Origin of the sequence: Nonomuraea sp. NPDC049655 (assembly GCF_044465465.1) — a bacterium.
Taxonomy (GTDB): domain Bacteria; phylum Actinomycetota; class Actinomycetes; order Streptosporangiales; family Streptosporangiaceae; genus Nonomuraea.
Genome location: NZ_JBITLS010000004.1, coordinates 272,643 through 295,317 on the forward strand (window position 1 = coordinate 272,643; position 22,675 = coordinate 295,317).

23 protein-coding genes are annotated in these 22,675 nt (G+C 73.8%); 11 read left to right on the plus strand and 12 right to left on the minus strand.

Features of this window, described 5'->3' with window-relative positions; genetic code table 11:
• Positions 1–14: 14 nt before the first annotated feature.
• The 3 genes from ACIBQ6_RS15205 to ACIBQ6_RS15215 are packed head-to-tail and all read right to left on the minus strand — an operon-like array spanning position 15 to position 5,587.
• Entirely contained in the window at positions 15–1,730 is a 1,716-nt protein-coding gene (locus ACIBQ6_RS15205; RefSeq protein ID WP_358291448.1) for an acetolactate synthase large subunit, read from the minus strand.
• Positions 1,731–1,781: 51 nt separating this feature from the next.
• Positions 1,782–5,072 (minus strand): BTAD domain-containing putative transcriptional regulator, encoded by a 3,291-nt coding sequence (locus ACIBQ6_RS15210; RefSeq protein WP_397212456.1) that lies wholly within the window; start codon positions 5,070–5,072, stop codon positions 1,782–1,784.
• 47 nt (positions 5,073–5,119) lie between these two features.
• The gene (locus tag ACIBQ6_RS15215) at positions 5,120–5,587 is read right to left on the minus strand and encodes an ATP-binding protein (protein ID WP_397212458.1); all 468 of its coding nucleotides are present in this window, start codon (positions 5,585–5,587) and stop codon (positions 5,120–5,122) included.
• 194 nt (positions 5,588–5,781) lie between these two features.
• On the opposite strand from ACIBQ6_RS15215, the gene ACIBQ6_RS15220 reads away from it, so the two are divergent.
• Entirely contained in the window at positions 5,782–6,042 is a 261-nt protein-coding gene (locus ACIBQ6_RS15220; protein ID WP_397212460.1) for a hypothetical protein, read from the plus strand.
• 35 nt (positions 6,043–6,077) lie between these two features.
• Here ACIBQ6_RS15220 and ACIBQ6_RS15225 read toward each other — a convergent pair whose 3' ends face one another.
• Positions 6,078–6,761 (minus strand): DUF2267 domain-containing protein, encoded by a 684-nt coding sequence (locus ACIBQ6_RS15225; RefSeq protein WP_358291440.1) that lies wholly within the window; start codon positions 6,759–6,761, stop codon positions 6,078–6,080.
• Positions 6,762–6,822: 61 nt separating this feature from the next.
• Complete coding sequence (locus ACIBQ6_RS15230; protein ID WP_397212462.1) at positions 6,823–9,102, minus strand: xanthine dehydrogenase family protein molybdopterin-binding subunit; 2,280 nt, start codon at positions 9,100–9,102, stop codon at positions 6,823–6,825.
• An 88-nt stretch (positions 9,103–9,190) separates the two neighbouring features.
• Between ACIBQ6_RS15230 and ACIBQ6_RS15235 the strand changes: the two genes are divergently transcribed.
• A complete protein-coding gene (locus tag ACIBQ6_RS15235; protein WP_358291436.1) occupies positions 9,191–9,673 on the plus strand; it encodes an MSMEG_6728 family protein in 483 nt (160 codons plus the stop codon).
• Here the strand turns inward: ACIBQ6_RS15235 and ACIBQ6_RS15240 are convergent.
• Positions 9,662–10,699 carry a carboxymuconolactone decarboxylase family protein gene (locus ACIBQ6_RS15240; RefSeq protein ID WP_397212464.1) on the minus strand — a complete coding sequence of 346 codons (1,038 nt, stop codon included), beginning with the start codon at positions 10,697–10,699 and terminating at the stop codon, positions 9,662–9,664. The genes ACIBQ6_RS15235 and ACIBQ6_RS15240 overlap by 12 nt on opposite strands.
• Before the next feature lie 166 nt (positions 10,700–10,865).
• Here ACIBQ6_RS15240 and ACIBQ6_RS15245 point away from each other — a divergent pair, with 166 nt between their 5' ends.
• The 3 genes from ACIBQ6_RS15245 to ACIBQ6_RS15255 all read left to right on the plus strand — a co-directional run bounded on the left by ACIBQ6_RS15245 (position 10,866) and on the right by ACIBQ6_RS15255 (position 14,209).
• Positions 10,866–11,996, plus strand: a complete 1,131-nt coding sequence (locus tag ACIBQ6_RS15245; protein WP_358291432.1) for a sensor histidine kinase — start codon at positions 10,866–10,868, stop codon at positions 11,994–11,996.
• On the plus strand, positions 11,993–12,652 hold the full coding sequence (locus tag ACIBQ6_RS15250; RefSeq protein ID WP_397212466.1) for a response regulator: 660 nt from the start codon (positions 11,993–11,995) through the stop codon (positions 12,650–12,652). Before ACIBQ6_RS15245 ends, ACIBQ6_RS15250 begins: the two co-directional genes overlap by 4 nt.
• A gap of 147 nt (positions 12,653–12,799) precedes the next feature.
• Complete coding sequence (locus ACIBQ6_RS15255) at positions 12,800–14,209, plus strand: LCP family protein (protein WP_358291428.1); 1,410 nt, start codon at positions 12,800–12,802, stop codon at positions 14,207–14,209.
• A 76-nt stretch (positions 14,210–14,285) separates the two neighbouring features.
• On the opposite strand, the gene ACIBQ6_RS15260 is transcribed toward ACIBQ6_RS15255, so the two are convergent.
• Complete coding sequence (locus ACIBQ6_RS15260) at positions 14,286–14,852, minus strand: NAD(P)-binding domain-containing protein (RefSeq protein WP_358291426.1); 567 nt, start codon at positions 14,850–14,852, stop codon at positions 14,286–14,288.
• Between the two features lie 115 nt (positions 14,853–14,967).
• Here ACIBQ6_RS15260 and ACIBQ6_RS15265 point away from each other — a divergent pair, with 115 nt between their 5' ends.
• The gene (locus ACIBQ6_RS15265; RefSeq protein ID WP_358291424.1) at positions 14,968–15,795 is read left to right on the plus strand and encodes an alpha/beta hydrolase; all 828 of its coding nucleotides are present in this window, start codon (positions 14,968–14,970) and stop codon (positions 15,793–15,795) included.
• A 152-nt stretch (positions 15,796–15,947) separates the two neighbouring features.
• Here the strand turns inward: ACIBQ6_RS15265 and ACIBQ6_RS15270 are convergent, their stop codons facing one another.
• Complete coding sequence (locus tag ACIBQ6_RS15270) at positions 15,948–16,118, minus strand: DUF3073 domain-containing protein (RefSeq protein ID WP_358291422.1); 171 nt, start codon at positions 16,116–16,118, stop codon at positions 15,948–15,950.
• Positions 16,119–16,204: 86 nt separating this feature from the next.
• Here ACIBQ6_RS15270 and ACIBQ6_RS15275 point away from each other — a divergent pair, with 86 nt between their 5' ends.
• Positions 16,205–16,537, plus strand: a complete 333-nt coding sequence (locus tag ACIBQ6_RS15275) for a helix-turn-helix transcriptional regulator (RefSeq protein ID WP_090938046.1) — start codon at positions 16,205–16,207, stop codon at positions 16,535–16,537.
• On the opposite strand, the gene ACIBQ6_RS15280 is transcribed toward ACIBQ6_RS15275, so the two are convergent.
• Positions 16,530–17,093, minus strand: coding sequence for a hypothetical protein (locus ACIBQ6_RS15280; protein WP_358291420.1), 564 nt, complete (start codon positions 17,091–17,093; stop codon positions 16,530–16,532). The genes ACIBQ6_RS15275 and ACIBQ6_RS15280 overlap by 8 nt on opposite strands.
• Before the next feature lie 76 nt (positions 17,094–17,169).
• On the opposite strand from ACIBQ6_RS15280, the gene ACIBQ6_RS15285 reads away from it, so the two are divergent.
• From ACIBQ6_RS15285 to ACIBQ6_RS15295, 3 genes are read left to right on the plus strand one after another with little or no spacing between them, the layout of a single operon-like run.
• Positions 17,170–17,682 carry a PadR family transcriptional regulator gene (locus ACIBQ6_RS15285; protein ID WP_357702057.1) on the plus strand — a complete coding sequence of 171 codons (513 nt, stop codon included), beginning with the start codon at positions 17,170–17,172 and terminating at the stop codon, positions 17,680–17,682.
• 10 nt (positions 17,683–17,692) lie between these two features.
• Positions 17,693–18,571, plus strand: a complete 879-nt coding sequence (locus tag ACIBQ6_RS15290; protein WP_352366206.1) for a 1,4-dihydroxy-2-naphthoyl-CoA synthase — start codon at positions 17,693–17,695, stop codon at positions 18,569–18,571.
• Positions 18,572–18,605: 34 nt separating this feature from the next.
• Positions 18,606–19,523, plus strand: a complete 918-nt coding sequence (locus tag ACIBQ6_RS15295; protein WP_397212469.1) for an aminoglycoside phosphotransferase family protein — start codon at positions 18,606–18,608, stop codon at positions 19,521–19,523.
• 4 nt (positions 19,524–19,527) lie between these two features.
• Here ACIBQ6_RS15295 and ACIBQ6_RS15300 read toward each other — a convergent pair whose 3' ends face one another.
• Positions 19,528–20,175 (minus strand): HPP family protein, encoded by a 648-nt coding sequence (locus ACIBQ6_RS15300; protein WP_397212471.1) that lies wholly within the window; start codon positions 20,173–20,175, stop codon positions 19,528–19,530.
• 12 nt (positions 20,176–20,187) lie between these two features.
• Entirely contained in the window at positions 20,188–21,048 is an 861-nt protein-coding gene (locus ACIBQ6_RS15305; protein WP_397212473.1) for an alpha/beta fold hydrolase, read from the minus strand.
• A gap of 97 nt (positions 21,049–21,145) precedes the next feature.
• On the opposite strand from ACIBQ6_RS15305, the gene ACIBQ6_RS15310 reads away from it, so the two are divergent.
• Positions 21,146–21,667 (plus strand): CGNR zinc finger domain-containing protein, encoded by a 522-nt coding sequence (locus tag ACIBQ6_RS15310; RefSeq protein WP_397212475.1) that lies wholly within the window; start codon positions 21,146–21,148, stop codon positions 21,665–21,667.
• 78 nt (positions 21,668–21,745) lie between these two features.
• Here the strand turns inward: ACIBQ6_RS15310 and ACIBQ6_RS15315 are convergent, their stop codons facing one another.
• Complete coding sequence (locus ACIBQ6_RS15315) at positions 21,746–22,660, minus strand: NADP-dependent oxidoreductase (protein WP_397212839.1); 915 nt, start codon at positions 22,658–22,660, stop codon at positions 21,746–21,748.
• Positions 22,661–22,675 lie beyond the last annotated feature (15 nt).

The window sequence follows — 22,675 nt, forward strand, 5'->3', positions numbered from 1 at the left end:
TGTTACGACTTGACTCATTCGTCATCTCCCCAGTTCGGAGCCAGGTTCCTGGCGATCCGGATGTCGTCGTTGCTTGTGCCGGCGGGCACCATGGGCCACACCATCGCGTCCCGGTGCACGACGAAGTCCACCACCACCGGCCGGTCGTCGATCGCCATGGCCTGCTCGACGGCCGCGTCCACGTCCTCGGGGCGCTCGCAGCGCAGGCCGTGGCAGCCGTATGCCTCGGCCAGCGCGACGAAGTCCGGGATGCGGCGGGCGGCTCGCAGGTCGGTGTTGGAGTGGCGGCCGTCGTACATGAGGGTCTGCCACTGGCGGACCATGCCGAGGCTGCCGTTGTTGATGACGGCCACCTTGATCGGCACGCCCTCCAGCGCGCACACGGCCAGCTCCTGATTGGTCATCTGGAAGCAGCCGTCGCCGTCGATCGCCCACACCGTGCGGTCCGGGCAGCCGATCTTGGCCCCCATCGCGGCGGGGATCGCGAAGCCCATCGTGCCCGCGCCGCCGGAGTTGACGAACGAGCCCGGCCGCTCGTGGGCGATGAACTGGGCGGCCCACATCTGGTGCTGGCCCACGCCGGAGGTGTAGACGGCCTCAGGACCGGCCAGGGCGCTCAGCCGCTGCATGACGTACTGCGGGGCGAGCGCGCCCTCGACCGTCTCGTAGCCCAGCGGGTACGTGCGCCGGTACCCCTCCAGCGTGCGCAACCAGTCCGCGCGGTCGCCCGGCCGGCCGTCCAGGGCGGCGGTCAGCTCGGCCAGCACCTCCTTGCAGTCGCCCACGACGGGCACGTCGGCGTGCCGGTTCTTGGAGATCTCGGCCGGGTCCACGTCGGCGTGCACGACCTTGGCGTGCGGCGCGAACGTGCCCAGGTCGCCGGTGACGCGCTCGTCGAACCGGGCGCCGAGCGCGACGATCAGGTCGGCCCGCTGGAGGGCTCCGACGGCCGCGACCGAGCCGTGCATGCCGGGCATGCCCATGTGCAGCGGGTGGCTGTCGGGGAACGTGCCGCGGGCCATGAGCGTGGTGACAACCGGGATGCCGGTCAGCTCGGCCAGGCGCAGCAGCTCGGCGGACGCGCCCGCCTTGTGCACGCCGCCGCCGACGTACAGGACCGGCCGCCTGGCCGTGGCCATGAGCTCGGCGGCGGCCCTGATCTGCCGGGCGTTCGGCCGGGTGACCGGGCGGTAGCCGGGCAGCCGCATGACCGGCGGCCAGACGAAGGCGGTCTCGGCCTGGAGCGCGTCCTTGGTGATGTCCACCAGCACCGGACCCGGACGGCCGGTGGAGGCGAGGTGGAACGCCTCCATGATCGTGCGGGGGATGTCGGCCGCGTCGGTGACCAGGAAGCTGTGCTTGGTGATCGACAGGGTGATGCCCGTGATGTCGGCCTCCTGGAAGGCGTCCGTGCCGATCTGCGAGCTGGGCACCTGGCCGGTGATCGCGACGATCGGCACCGAGTCCATGTAGGCGTCGGCGAGCGGCGTCACCAGGTTCGTGGCACCCGGGCCGCTGGTCGCCATGCAGACCCCGACCTTGCCGGTGGCCTGCGCGTAGCCCTCGGCCGCGTGCCCGGCGCCCTGCTCGTGCCGGACCAGCACGTGCCTGATCGAGGTCGAGCGGTACAGCGGGTCGTAGGCGGGCAGGACGGCGCCGCCGGGGATGCCGAACACGGTGTCCACGCCGACCCGCTCAAGCGCCCTCACCAAAGCCTGCGCACCCGTCATCCCGCACTCCCCTCCCGGCGATCGTCAGGAGAGTCGATCAGGGGGCCCTTGTCATCCGCTGGTGGCCAGTTGCAGGTGCTTGCGGCCGGGCCCCCGGCGGGCCTCGGCCGCCCGGTCGCGCCACCAGGTCAGGCCGTTGCGGGCGGCCAGCCGTTCGAGCTCGGTCAGGTGCCGGACCGCGCTCTCGTGCCGGCCGGTCGCCTCGGCCAGCAGCGCGAGGTGCCAGTCCACCGGCCCCACCCAGGCGCAGGCCGACAGGACGGTGATCCGGCCGCCGAAGGGCAGCAGCGCCTCGTAGAGCAGGCGGCACTCGTGCACCCGGCCGAGCGCCGCCGCGGCGGCGGCCCGCAGGCACAGGGTGGACGGGCGCGACCGGTCGAGCAGCGGTTGGCCGTCCAGCTTGCGGGCCTCGTCCAGGCGGCCCTGGGCGTGCCGGTGGAGGGTGCGGGCGGCCTGGTCCAGGGCGTGGTTCGCGCCGCGCAGGACGTCGATGAGCGGGCCCGCGGCGGCCATCGTGCCCCGGTGGTAGTCCAGGGCCAGGCGGCCGGCGGTCACCGCGCGGGTGGCGTGCCAGATGCCGAGGCAGGACGCCTGGTCGGCGGCGTCGGCGTACAGGTCGTCCGCCTGGTCGAAGTGGCCGCCGAGCACCAGCCGGCCCGCCCGCCACAGCGTGTGCTGGAAGCGCGGCCAGGGCAGCGGGAGCCGGTCGAGCAGGTCGTCGCAGCGGGCCGCGGCCAGGTCGGCGCCGGTGACGTCGAACAGCTCCAGCCGGTTGTGGGTGTCCATCATGTTCGCCAGCAGCTGGTAGGCCGGCTCGCCGTCCGCCAGCTCGTGCAGCTCGGCGGCGAGGTCCGCCAGCTCGTGCACGTGCGGCGGACGCGGCAGCGACAGGTGCCTGGCGTTGAGCGCGCGCATCAGCAGCCGCCGGTCGCCCAGCCGCCGGGCCATGGCCACGGCCTGCGCGGACAGCCCCTCGGCCCGCGGGTCGCCGGAGGCGTCGTAGAGCTCCTGGGCCAGCCCGGCCAGCAGCATCGCGCGCTCGGGTCCGTCCGGTTCCGGCAGCTCGCGCAGCGCGTTCTCGAAGCGGCGGACGAGCAGCGGGTCGGCCGTGCCGTACGGGTCCCGCAGCGTCCAGATCGTCGGCGTGTCGAACGAGGTCAGCGCCCGGACCCGGAGCGCCGCTCCCCCGTCCGTGACGCGGTCGGCCGCCCGCACGGCCTGGTCCCTGACCCGGCGGGCGGCGGCCGGCTCGCCCGCCGCGAGCAGCGCGCGCACCTGCCGCAGCAGCAGCTCCACGTGCTCGGCCGGGTCGCCGCCGCAGGCGTCGTGCGCGGCCACCGCGTGCCCCAGCCAGGACGCGGACTCGGCGTAGCCCAGGCGCAGCTCGGCCTGCTCGGCCGCGGCCCGCGCCCACCGCACCGCCTCCCCGTACGCCACCGGACCGGCCTGCACGGCGTGGTGGGCGATCACCTCGACGTCGGTCGCCGGACGGGCGGACAGCGCGGCGGCCAGGTCCCGGTGCAACGCCGCCCTGCGCAGCGGCGGCAGGTCCCTGACGAGCGCCTCGCGCACCAGGTCGTGCACGAACGCCAGCCGCCCGCCGGCCCGCGCCGCCAGCAGGCCGCCGCGCACGGCCCGGTCGAGCGGCCCGTACGCCTCCTCCCCCGCGACCCGGGCCACCACGGCCGGGTCGAACTCCCGGCCGGCCAGCGCCGCGACCGCCAGCACGTCCGTGACCCCGGCGAGCGCGTCCAGCCGCAGGCGGACCAGCTCGGTCACCGCCTCGGGCACCTCGTCCACATCCGGGTTCTGGGCCAGCAGCCTGATGCTCTCGCGCAGGAAGAACGGGTTGCCGCCGGTGCGGTCGGCCATCCTGGCGCACGACTCGTCGTCCAGCTCGACGCCGAGGTCGGCCGCGATGGCCCGGACCGCCTCGGGGCCGACGCCGGTCAGGCGCACCCGCGACAGGTCGTAGCGGACCAGCCGCCCGAGCACGTCGCCGGTCCCGGTGCGGAAGGCCGCGACCAGCGTGACCGCGCCGCCGCGCAGCAGCATGACCAGATGCCTGAGCAGGTCGAGCGAGGCCGGGTCGGCCCATTGGAGATCGTCCAGGACGATGACGAGCGGCTGGGCGCGCGAGGCCGTGACCAGCCACCGGGCGGCGGCCTGGTTCCGGCGCGACAACAACGCCTCGGCCGGGTCCCCGGCGTCCGGGGGCGCTTCGGGGCGGGCGTCGAGGAGGCCGGACAGGGGCTCGCGGTCCGGCGGCGGGCAGTGCGGCTCCAGCGCCTGGAAGACCTGCGTCCACGGCCACAGCGCGGGCGTGCCCTCGGCGTCGTGGCAGCGTCCGTGGAGCACGAGCCGGCCGAGCCGCGCGCAGTGCTCGCCGAACGCCTCCAGCAGCCGCGTCTTCCCGATCCCCGGCTCACCGCTGACCTCGGCGACCGCGAGCCCGGCGGGCGCGGCCCGCTCGGCCACCGCCACCAGCTCGGCCAGCTCGGCCTCCCGCCCGTGCGGGACGTCCAGGGGGCCTGGCGCGGCCACCAGCGCCGGAGTGTCGTCCACCGGCGCGAGCGAGCCGGCCTGGCGCAGGATGTCCGACTCCAGCGACCGCAGCTCGGGCCCAGGATCGAGGCCGAGCTCCTCGGACAGCCGCCTGGCCGCCGTGCGCAGCACGGCCAGCGCCTCGGCCTGGCGGCCGGTGCGGTACAGGGACAGCGCGAGCAGGCACCACAGGCGCTCGCGCAGCGGGTTGGCGACGGTCTCGGCCTCCAACTCGGTGATCAGCGCCTGCGGACGGCCCAGGTCGAGCAGCGCGCGGGCCCGCCGCTCGACCGCGACCAGGCGCAGCTCGCGCAGGCGGCTCACCTCGACGATCGCCCACGGCTCGTCCTGGAACTCCTCGTACGGCGAGCCGCGCCACAGCCCGAGCGCCTCCTCCAGGCAGGCCAGCGCCTCCTCTGCCGACCGGAACTCGGCCCGGTTCACCAGCTCGGCGAAGCGGAGCGCGTCCACGTCGGCGGCGGCCAGCAGGTAGCCGGGCGGGCGGGCGATCAGCGTCCTGGGCCGGGCGCGCGGCCCCCGGTCCGGCTCGATCGCGCGGCGCAGGTTGGAGACGTAGGAGTGCAGGGTGGGCAGGGCGCTGGGCGGGGCGGCGTCGCCGTACAGGTCGTCGATCAGCGTCTCGGCGGGGACCACGGCCCCCTGCGCGACCAGCAGCCGGGCCAGCACGGCTCGCGGACGGGGGCCGCCGAGACCGACCGCGCCCCCGTCGGCGTCGCGGACCTCCAGCGGCCCCAGAACTCGGAATTCCACGTTGTCCCACTCATCGGCTTCGTCCAAATCGATCACAGTATGGTCGGGCCGACTTGCAGGAGACTGGAAACCCTCTACGTGCCCGCCCTGATCGGCACGACGTTGCCGGGCCCGCCGCGGCGTGGCAGCGCGAACCAGGTGGCCTTGCCGACCAGGTCGGGGTGGGTCAGGTAACGCTGGGGATGGCAGCCGTAGAAGCCGTCGGAGAGCCGGGCGACGATGCGCAGCCCCCGTCCGTGCTCGGCGGACGGGTCGGGGACCGAGGGGGCGGGCAGGGGCGGGCCGGCGTCCACGACGACGCACATGACCTCCTTGGCGTCCACGTGCAGGAGCAGCTCGTAGGGGCCCTCGCCGTACATGAACGCGTTGGTGACCAGCTCGCTCACCATGAGGACGGCGTCGTCCACGACGTCGTCGTGCAGGTCGAGCCCGGACAGCTCCTCACGGACGATCGACCGGGCGTGGCCGACGGTCCGGGCGTCCGGGCGCAACGGCCATACGTACTGCATCCGGATCCGCCGGGCCGACCGCAGCCTGGACATGGCCTCTCCATCCTGGGAAGGGCGGCGACGAATGCTCGTTTCAGTCAACACGAGACCTGCCTCCGAGTTGTCGGACATGCGGCTGTCCAAACCTGTACGCACGCGAGGGCCGTTCGGGTCGAACGTTTTCGAGAAATCCTGACTTTCTTCGCGCTCCGACATGTCTTCCCAGGTCAGCGGGTACGGACAGGGCCATGAGCAGTCCTGACGAGAACACCCCCGAGACCGACACCACGCCGCTCCTCGACGCGGCCAGGCGTCCGGCCGAGCGCCCGGGTGAACGTCCGCGTGAACGTCCGGGTGAGCGCCCGGCCGGGCGTCCGGGCGTGGCGGGGAGGATCCCGGCGGAGCACAAGACCGCCGGGCAGGCGGCGCTGGAACAGGCCCTGTCGCAGTCGGGCAAGCACCTGGAGGACCTGACCGGCGAGACGACGCCCGACCGGCCGCGCGGCTAGCCAGGCCCGCGCCCCGAGACCGGCCGGGCCCGCGGCTACGGGCGGCCGATGCCGGCGCCCACCTCCTCGATGAGGTCGTCGACCCGCCTGGCCAGTTGCACGTCGAGGGCCGTCACCGCGCCCACGGAGACGGTCCTGACCACGATGGCCAGGCCGTCGGCGGTGTCGTGGAGCTGGGGCTGCCGGCCGTAGGTGGCCTTGAGCCGGTCGAGCGCGCGGCGGACGGCACGCAGGTTCTCCCGCGGCAGGGAGATCTCGCGGCGCAGCGCCGAGCGGTCGCCGGTCCACAGCGGCAGGGTGGCGAGGGCCGCGGCGATCTCGTCGGCGGTGAGCGGGGCGGCGTGCCCCTTGGGGCCGGTGATGCCGCCGCCGCTGTCCGGCGGGTCGAACAGTGGGCGTACCTGCTCGGGGATGTGCAACCGGGCGATCAGCTCGGGGTCCTGCTCGGCGACGGCGGCCAGCACGGCCTGGGCCCTGATCCTGGCCTGCTCGGGCGGACGACGGCCGAGCAGCGCCGCCTGCCGGACGAAGCCCTCCTCGGTGCCGTCGTTGCGCGGATGGTCCATGGGGAAGTCGTTGGTCAGCTCGGGCGGCAGGGCGTCGATGAGCTCGCGCCGGTCGTCGTCGTCGAGTGTGCGGGCGAGCGTGGTCAGCGTGGCCTCCGCCGCCGCTCTGGCCGGGCCGGCGCCCAGGCCCGTCATGCGGCCGATGGACGCCAAGAGTGCACGATATTCCATGATTCGTCCCCCGATCCGAACCTTCAGGCTCCTCGTGCCCAGGTCAGAGGTGCCGACACCTCCACACGACCTGAGGGGTGAGGGGCACGTCGGTGACGCGTCCGGCCAGCTCGGGCATGGCGGCGGCGACCGCGTTGCCGATGGCGGCGGGCGGGCCGATCGTGCCCGCCTCGCCCGCCCCCTTCATGCCGCCCGGGGTGAGCGGCGAGGGAGTCTCCAGCAGCACGACCTCGATGTCGGGCACCTCGCGGGTGGTCGGCAGCAGGTACTCGGCGAGCGGCTGCCCGTCCTCGGTGTGGACGATCTCCTCGGTCAGCGCCATGCCGATGCTCTGCGCGACCCCGCCGCGGATCTGGCCCTCGACCACGGACGGGTTGACCAGCGTCCCGGCGTCGTTGACCACCCAGTAGCGCTCCACCTCGACCGCGCCGGTCTCGGGGTCCACCGCGACGGCGGCGGCGTGCGCGCCGTAGGCGAAGGTGTAGGCGGCCGGGTCGTAGCTGACCCGCTCCTCCAGCCCCGGCGTGACGCCTTCGGGCAGGTCCCAGGCCCGCCAGGCGGACGTGGCCAGCTCCCGCAGCGACACCGACGCCCGCGGGTCGCCCTTGACGCGCACGCACTCCTCGGCGATCTCCAGGTCGCCGGGCGCCGCCTCCAGCCGGTGGGCGGCGATGGCCAGCAGCTTGTCCCGCAGCCGGGCGGCGGCCTGGACGAGCGCCCCGCCGCCGACCGCCAGCGACCGGCTGGCGATCGACCCGATCGACGAGTACGGCGTCGCCGCCGTGTCCCCCAGCACCACCCGCACCCGCTCGATCGGCACCCCCATCCGGTCGGCCGCGACCTGGGCCAGCGCGGTCTCGATGCCCTGCCCGATCGAGACCACCCCGGACGACACCACCACCGACGCGTCCGGCTCCATGCGCAGCACCGCCGTCTCGTAGCCGCCCGCCTGGATGCCCGACGCCTTCATCTCCATCGACGGGCCCAGGCCGGTGGTCTCGACGTGGCAGGAGTAGCCCACGCCGCGAAGGCGGCCGTCGTCCACGCCGGTGACCGGGGTGACCAGGTCGCGCAGGGTGCGCAGGGCCCGGGGGTAGTCGCCGGAGTCGTACTGCTGGTAGACCCGGCTCGTGCACGGCAGCTCGTCCGGCGTCAGCATGTTGCGCAGCCGCAGCTCGACCGGGTCCAGGCCGAGCCGCCGGGCCGCCTCGTCGATCAGGCGCTCCCTGGTCCAGGTGCACTCGGGCTGCCCGAAGCCGCGGTAGGAGCCGGTCGGGGTGGTGTTGGTGACCACTCCGCGCACCCGTACGCCGACCCGCTCGAACCGGTACGGCCCCGGCAGCAGGGTGGCCGAGACCGCGAAGGGCGAGATGCCCACGTTCGAGGGATGGGCGCCGAGGTCGCCGAGGATGTCGGCGTCCAGGGCGACGAACCGGCCCTGGTCGTCGAGCGCCAGCCTGGCCCGGTGGACGGCGGCCCGCGCGGGCAGGGTCGCCGTCAGCCGGTCGCCGGGCGACTCGGTCCAGCTCACCGGGCGGCCCGTCCGCATCGCGGCCAGGCAGACGAGCGCCTCGTCGGGGTAGACGTGCTCCTTGCCGCCGAACCCGCCGCCGACGTCCCGGCTGATCACGCGTACCCGGTCGTGGGTGAGCCCGAACGCGTCGGCCAGGTGCTCGCGCACGTGGTGCGGGGCCTGGGAGGAGAGGTGCACGGTCAGCTCGTCGTCGGCGTAGGCGGCCACCACGCCGCGCGGCTCGACGGGATGCGGCGAGATCCGGCCCATCCTGAACGTCATCTCGACGACGTGCTCGGCGGACTCGACGAACTCCGCGCAGTCGGCGTCGCCGAGCAGGAAGTCGGTGACCAGGTTCGTGCCCCACTCGGGGTAGAGCAGCGGCGCGTCCTCGTCGAGTGCGCGTTCCGCGCCGACGGTCGCGGGCGACTGGTCGAGCTCCAGGTCCAGCAGGTCCGCGGCGTCGCGGGCGGCGGCGGGGGTGCCGGCCACGACGACGGCGATCGGCTGGCCGGCGTACCTGATCGTGTCGTCGAGCACCCGGTAGGAGGTCAGCCGCTGGCCGGGGGCGAGGGTGACGCAGGGCAGCAGCAGCTCCGCGGCGTCGGCGGGGGTGATGACGTCGAGCACCCCCTCGACCGTCCAGGCGGCCTTGGCGTCGCAGCCGAGGAGCCGTCCGTGCGCGACGGGGCTGCGCACCACCACCGCGTACGCCATGCCGGGCAGGCGTACGTTGCCGACGTATCTCCCCTTTCCGGTCAGCAGTCTGGCGTCTTCCCTGCGAGGCGTCCGCGCGCCGACATAGCCCATGGGCCGATTGTGCGCGCCGCGAGCCGTGCGGTCCATATACGATCTCGCGGGGCGGCAGGCGGGAAAGACCAGGTCAGCGGGGGCATAGATGCAGACATTTCTTCCGTATCCGGATTTCGCGGCCAGTGCCGGAGTCCTGGACGCGCTGCGGCTGGGCAAGCAGCGGGTGGAAGCTCTGCAGGTGCTGCGCGCCCTGACCGTCCCCGGCTACGGCTGGCGCCACCACCCCGCCGTCAAGATGTGGGCCGGCTACGAGGAGGCCCTGGTCCGCTACGGGCTCGACGTGTGCGAACGCTGGTGCTCGACCGGCCGGGCCGACACCTGCGCGGCCACGATGTCCGTCGAGCTGGGCCGCGCCTGCGGCACCCCCGTCATCCGCACCCAGCACGAGCTGGCGGCGGCCGGCGAGCTGCCGCCCTGGCTCGGCGACGACGCCTTCCACCTCAGCCACCGCTCCGCCCTCCTGCGCAAGGACCCCGATCACTACCGCCCGCTCTTCGGCGACGAGCCCGACGACCTGGAATACGTCTGGCCCGCCTCGGGCCGCCCGCCCGCCTGCCTACCGGCCTGACCTGCCGCCGGCGCCCACGCGGGTCCCGGTGAGGACGCCCTCCGCGTGCCGCGTCGCCGTGGCGGCGCCGAAGGCGACGAGCCGCACCAGGTCCTCGTCCGTCGGCGCGGCGCCGCGCCAGGCGGCGACGTCCGCGTCGGTGACCCGGTAGGGCGCGAGGGCGGCGAGCAGCGCGAGCCTGGCTCCCGCCCGTTCCCCGCCGGGCACGCCGGTCAGCGGGCCCGACAGCCAGTCGCCGCCCATCGGCGGGTGCTCGCCGTCCCAGGCCGCGACCGCCTCGGTGACGGCCGTCCGCGCCGCCTCGCCGAGCAGCTCCCCGCCCGTCACCGCGACGGCCATGAGCGTGGCGTACGCCGTGCCGACCGGCGTGCCGGCCGCCCAGGCGGGCTCGGGCGCGGAGGGCAGGCCGTCCAGCACGTCCAGGCCCGCGCCGGGCGGGAGTTCCCTGCGCACCGTCCGGGACATGGCCCGGCCGCCGACGCTGCGCACCAGGCGCGACTTCTGCAGGTTGCCCGGCAGCAGGTTCTCGGTGAGCAGGGACGAGGCGATCCGGTTGACGAAGTGGAAGGTCAGCGCGGTGCCGACGTACGCGGGCGCCTCCTCCGCGGGGAAGGGCGCGGGCACCCGCCGGTCCTTGGCCCACCGCAGCAGCGTGGCGTGCCCGGGATCCGCCGGCACGCCCCCGGCCGCGACGGTCTCGGCCAGCCTGTGGTCGCCGGTGGCGTGCAGCAGCGTCGTGTGCGCGGCCACGCAGAACGGGCACCGGTTGGCCAGCGACACCCCCAGCGCCACCACCTCCCTGCCGGTCCTGGACCCCGGCCCGGCCAGCAGCGACTCCCGCAGCAGCGCCCAGGTCCCGGCCAGCACGGCGGGAGCGGGCGACAAGGTCAGGAAGACCGCCATGCGGGCCATGCCGAAGTCGTCGGCGAGGCGGGCGTAGACCTGGGCCACCCGGCCCGTGGCGTCCTGCGGCCGGACGGGCGTGACGTAGCGGAACTGGCCTGCGGCCGTCTGCGTCGTGTTCATGGCCGCCATGGTGGGCCGCGGGACGGGCCGGAGTCGTCCTGCCCGGGATGACTTCCGCGGCTACGGCGCGGGGCGCAGAGGCGGACGGCGTACGACGGCGGGAGTAGTCCCCCATTCCGCCCATGTGAGGACGATTATCGACACATCAGGCTCTACTGTGCTTGGCATGAGCTTGCGATGGCACCCCGCCGTCATGGACGCGGCGCTCGCGGCGGTGGTGGCCGTGCTGCTGACGGCGACCGTGGTGGCCACGCCGGACGCGGGGCCCGCGGACTACGCCGCCGTGCTCGCCGGGTCGCTCGCGCTGGTCGCCTGGCGGCGGGCGCCGGTCCCGGCGCTGCTGGTCACCACGCTTTGCATGCTGGTCTACTCCGCGCACGCCCAGCCCGGCCCGCCGGCCGCCTTCCCGGTGATGGTGACCGTGTTCGCCACGGTCAGGGCCGGTCACCGGGCGCTCGCGGCGGCGGCCGGCGCGGTGTTCCTGGGCGGGACCCTGGCGGTCAACCTGGCCACCCCCGACGGGCAGACCGCGCAGGAGATCGTGCAGAAGACGACGCTGCTGCTCGGCTGGTTCCTGGCGGCCGGGGTGACCGCGACCGTGACCCGGCACCGGCAGGCGTACCTCGTGCAGGTCGAACAGCGGGCCGCCGAGGCCGAGCGGACCCGCGAGGAGGCGGCGCTGCGGCGGGCGGGCGAGGAGCGGCTGCGCATCGCCAGGGAGCTGCACGACTCGCTCACCCACACCATCTCCGTCATCAAGGTGCAGGCGGGCGTGGCCGTGCACCTCGCGCGCAAGCGCGGCGAGGAGGTGCCGGCGGCGCTGCTGGCCATCCAGGAGGCCAGCGGCGAGGCCATGCGCGAGCTGCGCGCCACGCTGGAGGTGCTGCGCGAGGACGACGACGCCCCCGCGGCCAGCGGCCTCGACCGGCTCACCCACCTGGTCGAACGGGCCCGCTCGACCGGCGTCCCGGCCACGGTGACGGTCACCGGCGACCGCCGCGACCTGCCTGCCGAGGTCGACCGGGCGGCCTACCGGATCGTCCAGGAGGCGCTGACCAACGTCTCCAAGCACGCCGGGCCCGCCACCGCCTCGGTACGCGTCGACTACGGCAAGGAGGAGCTGATCGTGCAGGTGGACGACGACGGCCGCGCGAACGGCGGCCCCTGCGACCCCGGCGTGGGCCTGCTGGGCATGCGCGAGCGCGTCACGGCGCTCGGCGGGCGGCTGGCGACCGGGCCGCGTCCCGAGGGCGGGTTCACCGTGCGCGCCGAGCTGCCGCTGCAGGAGGCCCGGTGATCCGCGTGCTGCTGGTGGACGACCAGGCCCTCATCCGCGGCGGCTTCCGCGCCCTGCTGGAGGCCGAGGACGACATCGAGGTCGTCGCCGAGGCCGCCAACGGGGAGCAGGCGGTCGCCCTCGCCCTGGAACACCGCCCCGACGTGGCGCTCGTGGACGTGCAGATGCCCGTCATGGACGGCATCGAGGCCACCAGGCGGATCGCCGCCGACGACCGCCTGACCGAGGTCCACGTGGTGATCCTGACCAACTACGGCCTGGACGAGTACGTCTTCCAGGCCCTGCGCGCCGGCGCGAGCGGCTTCCTGGTCAAGGACACCGAGCCCGCGGACCTGCTCCAGGGCGTCAGGGTGGCCGCCCGCGGCGACGCCCTGCTCTCCCCCGCCATCACCCGCCGCCTGATCGGCGAGTACGTCGCCCGCCGCCCCGAGCCCGAACCCCAAGGCCTGGACGTGCTCACCAACCGCGAACGCGAGGTGACCGCCCTGGTCGCCCGCGGCATGTCCAACGACGAGATCGCCGCCCAGATGGTGATCAGCCCGACCACCGCCAAGACGCACGTCAGCCGGGCGATGACCAAGCTGCACGCCCGCGACCGCGCCCAGCTCGTGGTCTTCGCCTACGAGTCCGGCCTGGTGACCCCGCGCGAGCGCTGACCCGAGGCTTGACCGTCAAGGAACGCGGTCCCTCCGCATACCCGTCCCGGACTGAGTACACTCGGGCACGTTCAACGGCCGAGACTTGTACGGCGAGGCTCTTGGCCCGGGGCGGTGGCCCCTCGGCCCCCGTCCCTCTGGAGTCACGTGAGCAGCGGGCTTGTCGATGCTCCGCCCTCCAGCGACCCCGGCGCCCCCAAGAGGCGCCACGGGCGCTGGCTACGCTGGGTGATCGCGATCGCGGTCGCCGTCGTCCTCCTGGTCGCCGGCGTGGCCGTCGGCGTCACCGCGAAACTCAGCGGCAACCTCAAGCGCTCCACGGTCACCAAGGAGGACCTCGGCGAGACGCGGCCCCCCAAGGTCGCCACCTCGGCGATGAACGTCCTGATCGTGGGCTCCGACCAGCGCGACGGCAAGAACGCCAGGTACGGCCGCCGCATCGCGGGCGAGCGCACCGACACGATCATGCTGGCGCACGTGTCGTCCAAGCGGGACAACGCCATGGTGATCAGCTTCCCGCGCGACTCGCTGGTCCAGCTCCCCGCCTGCCGGGCCACGGGCGGCCTGCCCGGCCAGCAGCCGCACCTGGGCATGATCAACGAGTCGTTCAACTCCGGCGGCATCGCCTGCACCTGGAAGACGATCGAGTCGCTCACCCGCATCCACATCGACCACTTCGTGAAGGTCGACTTCACCGGCTTCAAGAGCATGGTCAACGCCGTGGGCGGCGTCGAGGTCTGCCTGCCCTCCCCGGTGAACGACAAGAAGGCCCTGCTCCACCTGCCCGCCGGGCGGCAGACGCTCAACGGCGAGCAGGCGCTCGGCTACGTCCGCGCCCGCTACAGCCTCGGCGACGGCTCCGACATCGGGCGCATCCAGCGGCAGCAGATGTTCATCGCCTCGATGCTCAAGAAGGTGATGAGCGGCGAGACGCTCACCGACCCGTCCAAGCTGTTCGGCTTCCTCGACGCCGGAACCAAGTCGGTGACCGTCGACGACGACCTGTCGGTGGGCGTCATGAAGGACCTCGCCACCAGCCTCCAGGGCCTCAACGCCGGGCAGATCCGGTTCATCACCACCCCCTGGCACTATTCGCTGACCCAGCCGGGCCGGGTCGAGTGGGTGCAGCCGCAGGCCGGGCGGCTGTTCCAGATCGTCGCCAGGGACCAGAGCGTCCAGGGCGTCAAGGGCGGCCAGGCCAAGGTGGGGCGGTCGAAGATCCAGATCGAGCTGCGCAACGGCACCTACCGCGGCGGCCTCGGCACGCAGGTGGCCGCCTTCCTGGAACAGCGCGGCTACCACATCAGCAAGATCGGCGACACGGCCAGGAAGCCCCAGGCGAAGACCACGCTGCTCTACGGCCCCAACGCCGAGACGCGGGTGCCCACGCTCACCAACGACCTGCTCGCCGCCACGCCCAAGCTGGTCCCCGGCGCCCGGACGAACCACCTGGTGCTGGTGATCGGCGACGACTGGAAGGGGCTCAAGCCGCTGCGCGCCGACGACACCGAGGCGATCAAGGGCTTCGACGCCACCCACGACACCTGCGCGGCCTGATTCCGGCCCCCTCGGCTCCCCCAGGCCCGTCCCGGCTCACGCAGGGCCGGCCGGGCCCAGCCCGGCTCGTCCCGGCTCACAGGGCGTCGGCGAGCCCGCCCCCGTCGATGGCGGTGAAGCCGGCGTCCTCGATGAGCGGCACCACGGCCTTCTTGGCGGCCTCGTCGTCGCCCCAGTAGGGCATGTCGGCCCGCGGGCCGCCCCGCTGCCCGGCCGTGCCCAGGTCCAGCAGCTCGTTGGGGTACTTGGTGTTGAACGTGCGCACCAGCCGCACCTCGCGGCCGAGCACGTGCTGCTGGTACTGCGGGCTGGTGAGCCCGTCCGGCACGGCCACCACCGCCTCGGCGCCGTCGAGCCGGGTGATCGGGTTGCTGGGGTCGATGACGATCTTGCCGCCCAGCGCCGCGCCCAGCTCCTCGACCACGGTGGGGAACGCCTCCCACCACACCGCCATGACGACGACCTCGCCGAAGCGCGCCGCCTCGATCGGCGAGCCGACGCCCGACTGCCCCTCGGCGGCGGCCGCGGCCTCCTCGGCCAGGGCCGGCCGGGCGTCGCTGAAGAGCACGTCGTGACCGGCCGCCGCGAGCAGCCGGCCGAGCGGCGCGCCGAGCCGGCCCGAGCCCACGATTCCTACGCGCATGTCTGGATCTCCTTGTCGGCCGATCGGCACCTGCCCATCGGCCTTCCCCGCATGCCCGGCTTTGCGCCTGCGCCGCGAGATCTTTGCCCGCCGGTGATCCCTACACTCGTCGTCCATGAACGATCCCGACGTCCATGAGCTGCGCAGGGGCAGCGCCGAGCGGGCGCACCTGCGTGCGCGGGGGCCCGAGCTGCCGCAGGTGACCGACCTGGCCGGGCCGCGCGGGCTGCCGCTGCGGCACTACCGGCCCGCGCGGGAGCGGCGGCCGCTGGTGGTGTACGTGCACGGCGGCGCGTGGGTGCTCTGCGACCTGGACACGCACGACCGGATCTGCCGCCTGCTGGCCCGCGAGTGCGACGTGGAGGTGCTGGCCGTGGACTACCGGCTGGCGCCCGAGCACCCGTACCCGGCGGCCGTCGAGGACGTCGTGGACGTGCTGCGCGAGGCCCGTCCGGTCGCGGTGGCCGGGGACAGCGCGGGCGGTTACCTGGCCACGATGGCCTGCCTGGCGCTGCGGGACGCGGGCGACCCGTCGCCCGCCGCCCAGATCCTGGTCTGCCCCAACACCGACCTCACGCTCTCCTGCCCGAGCGTGCGGGAGAAGGGCACCGGTCACGGCCTCGACGAGAGCTTCCTCGCCTGGGCCGTGCGGCAGTGGGCGCCCGATCCGGCGCGGCGCGCCGACCCCAGGCTGAGCCCGCTGCTCGTGCCCGACCTGAGCGGGATGCCCGCCACGCTGGTGGTCACCGCCGAGCACGACGCCCTCAGGGACGAGGGCGAGGCGTACGCCCGCCGGCTGGCCGAGGCGGGCGTGCCGGTCACGTGCCGCAGGGAGCCCGGCCTCACGCACGGCTTCCAGCAGAACGCCGACCCGGTGTCGCGGGCCGCCACCGGCCGCCTGCTCGCCGACGCGCGCCGCCTGCTCGAAGCGGTGACGGGCTAGCAGCCCGCCGGACCACCGTGGCCCGGCCCGCGCCCTGCGGCACGCCGCCGGGCGGGCACGGGAACACCGCCTGGAACTCGCGGCGACCGGTCAGGCGCCGGAGGCCAGGCGGCCCGAGAACGTCGCGGACGCCCCCGCGAAGCCGGCGCGCGTCATTGCGCGCGCTCGGACTCCTGCTCGGACGCCGTGGACGTGTACATCTCCTCGCGCGGCGTGTCCGCACCCAGCTCCTCGCGCAGCCGGTCGTAGTCGATGTTGTGGTTGGCGTACTTCAGCTGGCGAGCGACCTTCGTCTGCTTCGCCTTGGCTCTTCCTCGGCCCATGGCTACTCCCTAGTCCCCGCTGTCATGCTATCCAACAACGTTACGACTTGAAGAATTATGCAACTGCGCTCGATTAGTCTTGCAATATGCACGTGGAGGTCCACCAGGCCAAGGCCGACTTCTTCAGGACGCTCGGCCACCCCGCTCGCATCAGAGTGTTGGAGCTACTCCAGGAAGGTCCACTGCCCGTCAGGGACCTGCTGGCCCAGATCGACATCGAGGCGTCGAGCCTCTCACAACAGCTGGCGGTCCTGCGCAGGGCCGGGATCGTGAGCGCAATCCGCGAAGGCAGCACGGTGGTCTACACCCTGGCCACTCCCGAGCTGGCAGACCTGCTCGGGGCCGCCCGCCGCATCCTCACCGACATGCTGGCCGACCAGGGGGAGCTCCTGGCCGAGCTGCGGGCGGAGGTCACTTAGCGGCGGCCTCGGCGCGGCGCCTGACCACCTTCGGGTAACGGGCGGTGAAGACGGCGGGGACGACGAACGAGAGCACCTTGATCGCGATGACGACCGTGGTGGCGTGGGGGGTCGCGGCCAGCACGAACGTCAGCGCGACGGCGGCGAGCGTGAACGCCACCGCCCACACCGTCGTGATCACCACGTTGACGCGGCGGAACGCCTGGGTCTCCCAGATCTCCTTCGGCGCCATCGTGCGCGCGATGCCCAGCGTGAACGGCTTGCCGATGGCCAGCGAGCCCCAGGCGGTGCCGGCCAGCCAGACGTTGACCAGCGCGGGCCCGTACGGCGTGAGCGGCGAGTGCGGGGCCGCCAGGGAGAGCACCGTGAGCAGGGCGAAGAAGGCGGCGGCGCTCGTCTCGATCACGATCTCGTCCCAGGCCCGGCCGGACCGCCGGTCGATGACCACGAGGGCGAGGGCGATCACGAGGCCGGTGATGGCGCCCCAGCGCCACTCGTCACCCGTGGCGATGACCGCGTAGACGACCCAGGGGAGGAAACCGAGCAGACCGCGCATCGCGCAACTCCTTTGACATTCCTAAGTAGACATGTCGAATGTAGAACCTCCTGTGGAGATATGTCAATATAGGAATATGAGCTTGAGACACGCCGTGCTTGGTCTGCTCGCCGAGGGGCCGGCCAGCGGCTACGACCTGCTGAAGACCTTCGACGTCTCATTGTCCAACGTCTGGCCGGCCACGCAGAGCCAGCTCTACGCCGAGCTCGGCAAGCTGGCCGACGCCGGTCTCGTGAGCGTCGCGGCCGAGGGCCCGCGCGGCCGCAAGGAGTACGCGATCACCCAGGAGGGCCGGGCCGAGCTGCGCCGCTGGATCACCGAGGTCGAGCCGGTCAGGGTCGGGCGCAGCGACATGCTGCTGCGCGTGTTCTTCCTCGGCCAGGTCGATCCCGAGCAGGCCCGCGCCTACCTGCGCCGCCAGGCCGAGGTGGTGGGCAAGCACCTGGAGCACATGGAGGCCATCAAGGGCTTCGTCGAGAGCGGCCAGGACAACCTGTCGGTCTACGGCCGGCTCGCCCTGGAGTACGGCCTGCGGCTCGGCGCCGTGCAGAAGGAGTGGGCCGAGTGGGCCGAGGGGCAGATCCGTTAGGCTCGCCCCCATGGTCTCCGAGCTGTTCGATCCGAAGATGTGGCAGGTCGTCGAGGGCTTCGACTTCACCGACATCACCTACCACCGGGCCCTCGACCAGGGCACGGTGCGGGTCGCGTTCAACCGGCCCGAAGTGCGCAACGCCTTCAGGCCCCAGACGGTCGACGAGCTCTACCGGGCGCTCGACCACGCCAGGCAGGCCACCGACGTCGGCTGCGTGCTGCTCACGGGCAACGGCCCCTCGCCCAAGGACGGCGGGTGGGCCTTCTGCTCCGGCGGCGACCAGCGCATCAGGGGCAAAGACGGCTACCAGTACGCCGACGGCACCCCCGCCACCGGGCGCCTGCACATCCTGGAGGTGCAGCGCCTGATCCGCTTCATGCCCAAGATCGTGATCTGCGTGGTGCCCGGCTGGGCCGCGGGCGGCGGGCACAGCCTCCACGTCGTGGCCGACCTCACCCTGGCCAGCGCCGAGCACGCCCGCTTCAAGCAGACCGACGCCGACGTGGCCAGCTTCGACGGCGGCTTCGGCTCGGCCTACCTGGCGCGGCAGGTCGGGCAGAAGTTCGCCCGCGAGATCTTCTTCCTGGGCGACACCTACAGCGCGGCCGACGCCCACCGCATGGGCATGGTCAACGCCGTCGTCCCGCACGCGGAGCTGGAGGCCACGGCGCTGGAGTGGGCGCGCAAGGTCAACGGCAAGTCGCCGACCGCGCAGCGCATGCTGAAGTTCGCCTTCAACATGATCGACGACGGGCTCGTCGGGCAGCAGGTGTTCGCGGGCGAGGCGACGCGGCTGGCGTACATGACGGACGAGGCGGCCGAGGGGCGCGACTCCTTCCTGGAGAAGCGGGCGCCCGACTGGTCGCCCTTCCCCTGGCACTTCTAGCCGCGGGCGCCCCGGCCGGAGGCAGACTGGGGCGATGAGAATCATGGTTCCCGAGGCGTTGACCGCATCACATGTGAAGATCGACGGCGAGCGGGGGCGGGCCTGGTCGGCCGGCCTGCCCGCGCTGGCCGAGCGTTACCTGGAGGAGTGGGGGCTGCGGCTGGACGAGGGCCGCCCCATGCACGGCGTGGTCTCCCTCGTGCTGCCCGTCGTACGGGAGGACGGCGCCAGGGCGGCGCTCAAGCTCCAGCCCGTCACCGACGAGAACGCCACCGAGGCGCCCGGCCTGCGCACGTGGGCCGGGAAGGGCTCGGTCCTGCTGCTCGACGACGACCCCGAGACCGGCACCCTGCTGCTGGAACGCCTCGACTCCGGCCGCCCGCTGTCGGCCGTCCCGGACGACACCGAGGCGCTGACGATCCTGACCGGGTTGCTGGGCCGGTTGACCGCCTTCCCCGCCCCGCCGGGGCTGCGCCGGTTGGGCGACATCGCCGCGCAGATGCTGGCCGACGTCGACCGCGCGACCGCCGCGCTGCCCCGCGAGCAGGACAGGTACTGGCTGCGCTGGTGCGCCGACGCGGTCGCCGAGCTCGTCGCCGAGCCGGGCGACCGGCTGCTGCACTGGGACCTGCACTACGACAACGTGCTGGCCGCCGAGCGGGAGCCGTGGCTGGCCATCGACCCCAAGCCGCTGGCCGGCGACCCCGGGTTCGACCTGTGGCCCGCCCTGGACAACCGCTGGGACGCCGTCGTCGCCACCGGCGACCCGATCAGGGGCGTGCTGCGGCGGTTCGACCTGATGGTGGACGGGCTGGGCCTCGACCCCGCCAGGGCGGCCGGCTGGACCCTCGGCCGGATCCTGCAGAACGCCCTGTGGGACGTCGAGGACGGCGAGCACGAGCTCGACGAGACCGCCCTGGTGATCGCCGAGGCCGTGCGCCACCGGCAGTGACGGTTCACCGCCAGTAGGCGGGATATCTGTGGCCCGGCAGCGCCCGTCCGAGCGCCACCCCGGCGGCGATCACCACGACGCTCGCGACCAGGACCGGGTCGAGCAGGTACACCGGGTCGGGGGCGGTGAGCCCGATCAGCGCCGCCGTGGCCCCGGCCGGCGGGTGAGGGGCCCGCAGCAGCAGCATCGGGGCCGTGGAGAGCGCCGCCGCGGCGACCGCCGTCCACACCGAGGGGCCGGTGAGGGCGGTGAGCGCCAGGGCGAGCGCGGTGGCGCTCAGGTGGCCGAGGAGGATGCTGCGCGGCTGGGCGAACGGCGCGGCGGGCGCCAGGGCCACGATCCCGGCGGTGGCGGCGAACGGCAGCGCGAACAGCTCCATGCCGGTGAGTCCGGCCAGCAGGGCCAGTAACGACAGTCCGGCCAGCGCCGCCGCGGTGGCCAGGGCCACCGCCCTGCCGGACGGACGGGCGGGCGCCCCCGACGTCCCGGCCCACCCCCACCTCCGGGTGGGCGGCGGCCCGTCCGTCGGGCCCGCCGCGCGCCCGTGGGGGGCGGGCGCGCGGCGGGAGCCCAGGGATCGGTGCGTGTGGACGGCCGCGGCGGACAGGCCGGGGCGGGCCGTGGTGTTCCCGCGGCGGCGGGGCTGGGGCATCGGAGGCTCCCGTCAGTCGGAGAGGCGGCGGAGGAAGTCGCGGACCAGCGCGGCGATCTGCCGGCCACGGGTCTCCAGGGCGAAGTGGCCCGCGTCGATGAGCTGGATCTCGGCGCGCTTGGTGTCCCGGTCGAAGGCGAGGGCGCCGTCGGGGCCGAAGATCTCGTCGTGCCGCCCCCACACGGCCAGCACCGGCGGCTGGTGCGTGCGCAGGTACTCCTGCCACTGCGGGTAGAGGCCCGGGTTGCGGCCGTAGTCCACGAACAGGGCGAGCTGGACGGCGTGGTTGCCGGGCCGGTCGAGGCGGGCCTGGTCGAGGGCCGCCTTGTCGGGGTTGACCATGGCGGCGTCGGGGACGCCGTGCGTGTACTGCCAGTGGGTGGCCTCGGGGGTGAGCAGGCCGAGCAGTGCGGAGGTGTTCTCCTCGGAGGGGTCGGCCCACGCCTTGCGCAGCGGCTCCCAGAACGGCGTCAGGCCCTCCTCGTACGCGTTGCCGTTCTGGGTGACGATGCCGGTGATGCGCTCCGGGTGCCGGACGGCGAGGCGGAAGCCGACGGGGGCGCCGTAGTCGTGCACGTAGAGGGCGTACTTGGTGACGCCCAGGGTGTCCAGGAGGCTGTCCACCACGTCGGCCAGGTGGTCGAAGCTGTACTCCCACTCCTCGGCCGCGGGGGCCGAGCTGTGACCGAAGCCCGGGTAGTCCGGCGCGATCAGATGGAACTCGTCCGCCAGGTCGGCGATCAGCTCCTGGTAGGCCACCGACGAGGTCGGGAACCCGTGCAGCAGCACCAGCGTGGGCGCCGACGGGTCACCGGCCTCCCGGTAGAACACGTCGAGGCCGTCCACCACAGCGGTGCGGTACCGAACAGTCATCTCATCCTCCAGCTATAACCGGCTAAATTCGTTTTGCTGGTTAAGTGGTAGCATGGCGATCCGTAACCGGTCAAATCGCTTTGGGGGGTTAGAGGCAGTGAGAATACGGCCGCTTCGCGACGAGCCCATGGCGCTCGACCTGGTCGACACCGTCTGGGTGGAGCACGGCGCCCTGCTCGACCAGTTCGACGACCTGGAAGGCGTGCGTTCCTGGCTCGGCGACCACGGCCTGCCGGGCGAGGACGATCTGGAGCGGGTGCGCGACCGGCTCGTCCGGACGCGGGACGCGCTGCGCGGCTCGCTCGAAGGCCGGGGGCACGACGCGCTCAACGCGGTGCTCGCCGAGGGCTCGACCAGGCCGCGGGTGGACTCCGACGGGCCGCGCGAGAGCGTCGTGGTGAGCGATCCGGCCTGGGAGGCGGCCTGGACGGCGGCCGCCGACTTCGTCCGGCTCCTGCGCGAACGTCCCGAACGGCTGCGCAAGTGCGCGAACCCGGCCTGTGTCCTGTGGTTCCTCGACGTGAGCAAGAACGGCAGCCGCAGGTGGTGCTCGATGGAGGTGTGCGGCAACCGCGCGAAGGCGGGCCGGTTCAACCAGCGCCACAGGAACGCCGTCTGAACCGCGAAGGCGGGCCGGCTCGGCCGGCGTCACAGGAACGCCGTCCGAACCGGCCCGTCCGGGGATTCGGGGCGGACCTCAGTCCGTCACCAGGACGACCTTCCCCCGGCCGTGGCCGGTCTCGATCTCGCGGTGGGCGTCGGCGGCCTCCTCCAGCCGATACGTCCGCCGCACCGGGAAGGCGAAGCGGCCCTCGGCGTACAGGGCGGCGTACCGGCCGAGCCGTTCGGCCGTGCGCTCGCCCTGGACGACCCTGACGCCCAGCTCGGCCGCCCGGCCGTGCTCGACCAGCGTGACGATGCGCCCGCGGTCGGCGACCAGGTCGAGCGAGACCTCCAGGGCGTGGCCGCCGGCGCCGTCGAGGGCCGCGTGCACGCCGCCGGGGGCGAGCGCGCGGACCCGGTCGGCGAGCCCGTCACCGTAGGCGACCGGGATCGCGCCGAGGTCGCGCAGGTGGTCGTGGTTGGCCTGGCGGGCGGTGCCGATCACCGTGGCGCCGCGCATGCGGGCGATCTGCACGGCCGCCGTGCCCACGGACCCGGCCGCGCCGTGCACGAGCAGCGTCTCGCCGGCGCCGACCGCCAAGGCGTCGAGGGCCAGCTCGGCCGTCTGCACGCCGGAGGTCAGCCCGCCGGCCACCTCCCAGGGCGTCCCGGCGGGCTTGGGGGCCACGTCGGCCGCCGGGACCACGATGTACTCGGCGTAGGCGAACAGGCGCGAGAAGCCGAGCACCTCGTCCCCGGCCGACACCCCGGCGACCCCCTCGCCCACCTGGTCGACCACGCCGGCGAACTCGTTGCCCGGGATGCGCGGCCACGGCACGTCCCCCAGGTACGGCGGCAGCCACCCCGCCCGTACGGCCGTGTCGAACGGCTGCACCCCGGCCGCCCGCACGCGGACGCGCACCTGTCCCGGGCCCGCCTGCGGCGCGAGCACCTCCATCACCTTCAGCACCTCGGGGCCGCCCGGCTCGGCGAACGCCGCCGCCCTCATCACGTCAGTCATGCC

Bases quoted from the DNA above. Each gene is read 5' to 3' on its own strand.
- ACIBQ6_RS15205 (WP_358291448.1), bottom strand. From the start codon at position 1,730: ATGACGGGTGCGCAGGCTTTGGTGAGGGCGCTTGAGCGGGTCGGCGTG.
- ACIBQ6_RS15215 (WP_397212458.1), bottom strand. From the start codon at position 5,587: ATGTCCAGGCTGCGGTCGGCCCGGCGGATCCGGATGCAGTACGTATGG.
- ACIBQ6_RS15220 (WP_397212460.1), top strand. From the start codon at position 5,782: ATGAGCAGTCCTGACGAGAACACCCCCGAGACCGACACCACGCCGCTC.
- ACIBQ6_RS15230 (WP_397212462.1), bottom strand. From the start codon at position 9,102: ATGGGCTATGTCGGCGCGCGGACGCCTCGCAGGGAAGACGCCAGACTG.
- ACIBQ6_RS15235 (WP_358291436.1), top strand. From the start codon at position 9,191: ATGCAGACATTTCTTCCGTATCCGGATTTCGCGGCCAGTGCCGGAGTC.
- ACIBQ6_RS15240 (WP_397212464.1), bottom strand. From the start codon at position 10,699: ATGAACACGACGCAGACGGCCGCAGGCCAGTTCCGCTACGTCACGCCC.
- ACIBQ6_RS15245 (WP_358291432.1), top strand. From the start codon at position 10,866: ATGAGCTTGCGATGGCACCCCGCCGTCATGGACGCGGCGCTCGCGGCG.
- ACIBQ6_RS15260 (WP_358291426.1), bottom strand. From the start codon at position 14,852: ATGCGCGTAGGAATCGTGGGCTCGGGCCGGCTCGGCGCGCCGCTCGGC.
- ACIBQ6_RS15265 (WP_358291424.1), top strand. From the start codon at position 14,968: ATGAACGATCCCGACGTCCATGAGCTGCGCAGGGGCAGCGCCGAGCGG.
- ACIBQ6_RS15270 (WP_358291422.1), bottom strand. From the start codon at position 16,118: ATGGGCCGAGGAAGAGCCAAGGCGAAGCAGACGAAGGTCGCTCGCCAG.
- ACIBQ6_RS15275 (WP_090938046.1), top strand. From the start codon at position 16,205: ATGCACGTGGAGGTCCACCAGGCCAAGGCCGACTTCTTCAGGACGCTC.
- ACIBQ6_RS15280 (WP_358291420.1), bottom strand. From the start codon at position 17,093: ATGCGCGGTCTGCTCGGTTTCCTCCCCTGGGTCGTCTACGCGGTCATC.
- ACIBQ6_RS15285 (WP_357702057.1), top strand. From the start codon at position 17,170: ATGAGCTTGAGACACGCCGTGCTTGGTCTGCTCGCCGAGGGGCCGGCC.
- ACIBQ6_RS15290 (WP_352366206.1), top strand. From the start codon at position 17,693: ATGGTCTCCGAGCTGTTCGATCCGAAGATGTGGCAGGTCGTCGAGGGC.
- ACIBQ6_RS15295 (WP_397212469.1), top strand. From the start codon at position 18,606: ATGAGAATCATGGTTCCCGAGGCGTTGACCGCATCACATGTGAAGATC.
- ACIBQ6_RS15300 (WP_397212471.1), bottom strand. From the start codon at position 20,175: ATGCCCCAGCCCCGCCGCCGCGGGAACACCACGGCCCGCCCCGGCCTG.
- ACIBQ6_RS15305 (WP_397212473.1), bottom strand. From the start codon at position 21,048: ATGACTGTTCGGTACCGCACCGCTGTGGTGGACGGCCTCGACGTGTTC.
- ACIBQ6_RS15315 (WP_397212839.1), bottom strand. From the start codon at position 22,660: ATGAGGGCGGCGGCGTTCGCCGAGCCGGGCGGCCCCGAGGTGCTGAAG.